General features: G+C 59.8%; 3 protein-coding genes. All 3 read right to left on the reverse strand.

What is annotated here, in order from left to right; translation table 11 throughout:
- The coding region (gene malQ / locus NW815_RS01665; RefSeq protein WP_414415647.1) for a 4-alpha-glucanotransferase at positions 1-1029 on the reverse strand (1029 nt) is incomplete at its 3' end.
- Between the two features lie 146 nt (positions 1030-1175).
- Entirely contained in the window at positions 1176-2048 is an 873-nt protein-coding gene (locus NW815_RS01670; protein WP_414388860.1) for a polysaccharide deacetylase family protein, read from the reverse strand.
- Positions 2049-2088: 40 nt separating this feature from the next.
- The gene (gene pyrE / locus NW815_RS01675; RefSeq protein WP_414388861.1) at positions 2089-2706 is read right to left on the reverse strand and encodes an orotate phosphoribosyltransferase; all 618 of its coding nucleotides are present in this window, start codon (positions 2704-2706) and stop codon (positions 2089-2091) included.
- Between the last annotated feature and the right edge of the window lie 335 nt (positions 2707-3041).

Below are 3041 nucleotides of genomic sequence, written 5' to 3' on the forward strand. Positions count from 1 at the left end.
CCCCAGCTTGTCGGCCAGGGCCTGAAAGAAATCTGCTCCCGGCCCTTTTTGCCACTCCCCTTCCACAGCCGTTTCTGCATCGCCTGGAATGGCCCAGTAGCTCTCGAAGCCGCGAAAGTGGTCGATGCGCACACAGTCCACCTGCTTGAGGATGGCCTGGATGCGCCGGATCCACCAGTCGTAGCCGCGAGCCTTGAGCACCTCCCAGTTGTAGAGGGGGTTACCCCAGCGCTGCCCGGTGGGGCTGAAATAGTCCGGCGGCACACCGGCTACTTGTAAAGGCCGTCCCTGTTCATCCAGGTGAAACAGCTCCCGGTTGGCCCACACGTCGGCACTGTTGGGGGCAACATAGATGGGCACATCCCCAATGAGCCGCACTTGATGCCGATGAGCATACTCCCTCAAGGATCCCCACTGTTGGGCAAACAGATACTGCCAAAACATCTGCTCGGTAATGGCATCGGCATAGCGATCGCGAGCCTCTTGCAAAGCCGGCGGATCCCGTCGCACCAAGGCCGGATCCCATTGGTTCCACTCTTGCTCGCCGTACACATCCTTGAGGGCCATGAACAGGGCATAGTCCGGCAGCCAGTCGGCCTCGGCAGCGCAATAGGCTTGGAAAGCTTCCCAATCGGGGCCGGAAGCTTTTTCTTTGAAGGTAGCCCAGGCGCGGTGCAACAGGCCCAGCTTGAAGGGGATCACGGTTTCGTAGTCCACCCGGCCCCTATCTCCCGCCTGGATGGCCGGCCATTGGGGCAGATCCTGCCAACTGTCGGGCTCTAGCCAACCGGCCCCCACCAATAGCTCCGGGCTGATGAGCAGCGGGTTGCCGGCAATGGAGGAAAAGCTCATGTAGGGGGAGTTGCCCCAGCCGGTCGGCCCAAGAGGAAGAACCTGCCAGAGGCGTTGGCCGCTCTCCACCAGAAAGTCCACAAAGCGATAAGCCGATGGCCCCAGATCGCCGATACCAAATGGCCCCGGTAGCGAGGTGGGGTGCAGGAGGATCCCACTGAGTCTGCCCATGCGCATGGCCAAGCCCTTTTGCTGAAGGTGGCTTCACCGCCTATGCTGTCACTTCCAGAGCCACGATGAACAGCTCCAGACAAGACAAAATCGGCACAAAGCCAAAAGACCCCCTTTTCCGCCCTGGCCAGGGATCCGGAACTGGGATCCTGTCAGGCCATCTCAGGCGCAGGGCAGGCTTGGGCATACCAGTCGTAGAGACCATCGCCGGTGGTGAGCCAAGTATGAGGGCGAGATTGGATGTGCTGCAAGGCTTTTTTCAGGGATCCCATCCGCAGAGGCTGCCCGACAATGAAAGGATGTAGGCCGATGGCCATGACGCGGGGGGAGCGTTCCCCATCTTGCCACAGTTGATCAAACTGGTCGATGAGGGCTTGGGCAAAGGCTTCTGCCGGCAGGCGGGCGCTGAGACAGAGGCTGATGTCGTTGGCCTCCAGGGTGTAGGGGATCCCCAAAAGGGGGCCGGCGGCAGTTGGGAACCAGTAGGGTTGGTCGTCGTTTACCCAGTCGGTGGTGTAGCGGATCCCGGCAGCCTTGAGCAGGTCAAAGGTGTTCTCGCTAACGGAAAACCCCGGCGTCAGCCAGCCCCAAGGGCGGGATCCCGACACCTTCTCCAAAAGGGACAAACTGCGCTCGATGAGCTCCTGTTCGACGTCACGGGCCAGGCCGCTGTGGCCGGTGGAGTTGTTCCAGCCGTGGGCCAACACCGACCAGCCGTATTGGCGGATCCCTTCGATGATGGGGGGGTAAAGATCCACCATTTCCGCATTCAAGGCCGCCGTCACCGGGATCCCCAGCTCGGCAAACAGCTCAAACAAGCGCCAAATGCCCACCCGATTGCCGTAGTCCCGCCAGCCATAGTTGGCGATCTCAGGGGAGCTGGTGAGATGGGGTTGAATGGCCGTGCCCAGCTTGCCAAAGGTGAAGTGCTCGATGTTCATCACCACGTACACAGCCACCCGCGCCCGATGCGGTAGGCTCGGCAGATTTCGGCTGGGCAGAGCTGAGTAGGCAGGGGGCAGCATGTCCGCTCTCCAAAGCTTTGATGCTCACCAAGGGGGCAGGCTAGTCCTTTGATTTTCCTGAGGTCAAGGCCCGATGGCAAGCCTGCACTTCTGGAAGGGTGAATAGGCGACGAAAGGCGATCCCTGCTTCTCGGCAGCGGTCTTCTGCCCCTTCCAGCCGATCCACCAAAGCCAGGATCCCTTCTGCCCGATAGCCGGCTGCCCGCACCCGTTCGACAGCCTTCAAAGCAGAACTGCCGGTGGTCACCACATCTTCCAGGATCCACACCCGACTGCCTGCCGGCAACTCCGGCCCCTCGATCCAGGCCTGCGTACCGTGCCCCTTGGGCTCTTTGCGCGCGATCAAGGCGGCTAGGTTGGCAGGCTCAGCCCTCAGGGAGGCCAAACTCACCGCCGTCACCAGGGGATCTGCCCCCAGCGTCATTCCGGCCACTGCTTCGGTTTCGGGCGGCAACAGTCGGTGCAGCAGGGATCCCACCCAATAGGCTCCTTGGGGGTGAAGGGTAACCGGTTTGCAGTTGATGTAGTAGGGGCTCTTCTGTCCAGAAGTGAGGGTAAAGGAGCCTTCTCGATAGGCCAGTTGGGCGAGGAGATACAACAGTTTCTCCCGCGCTTCCTCTGGGGAAAGGGTCAGGGGAGAGCAATCGAGAAGCAACACAGCGGGGATCCTCTTGGTTCAATGGCTGGCAAGAAAGATCACTCAGGACATTTCATTATGCGGCAAATCTCCACCGAATCCAATCTCCCGTTTTTCGGCTTCACGGGAGGGATCCCTGTCCCACAAAAGATACGCCTGTGTTGGCTGGGGTCGATGTTGCTAAAAAAAGCTGTAGCCTGCTGGATACCTGAAAATCTGTTCAAACAACCACCTGGGGCATCATTTGCTCAACCAACAGAAGCAGCGTGTTGGCAACAGAAGCCGGCTCTTGGGCATTCAAAGTGGTGTGGGGAATCGCGCCATCTTGATTCCCCAAAATTAACAAAATGTCTTCT

Source organism: Synechococcus sp. R6-7 (assembly GCF_047461695.1).
In the GTDB taxonomy this organism is placed as follows: domain Bacteria; phylum Cyanobacteriota; class Cyanobacteriia; order Thermostichales; family Thermostichaceae; genus Thermostichus.

Excerpts from the sequence above, each read along its gene's own strand:
- NW815_RS01670 (WP_414388860.1), bottom strand. The coding sequence starts at position 2,048 with ATGCTGCCCCCTGCCTACTCAGCTCTGCCCAGCCGAAATCTGCCGAGC.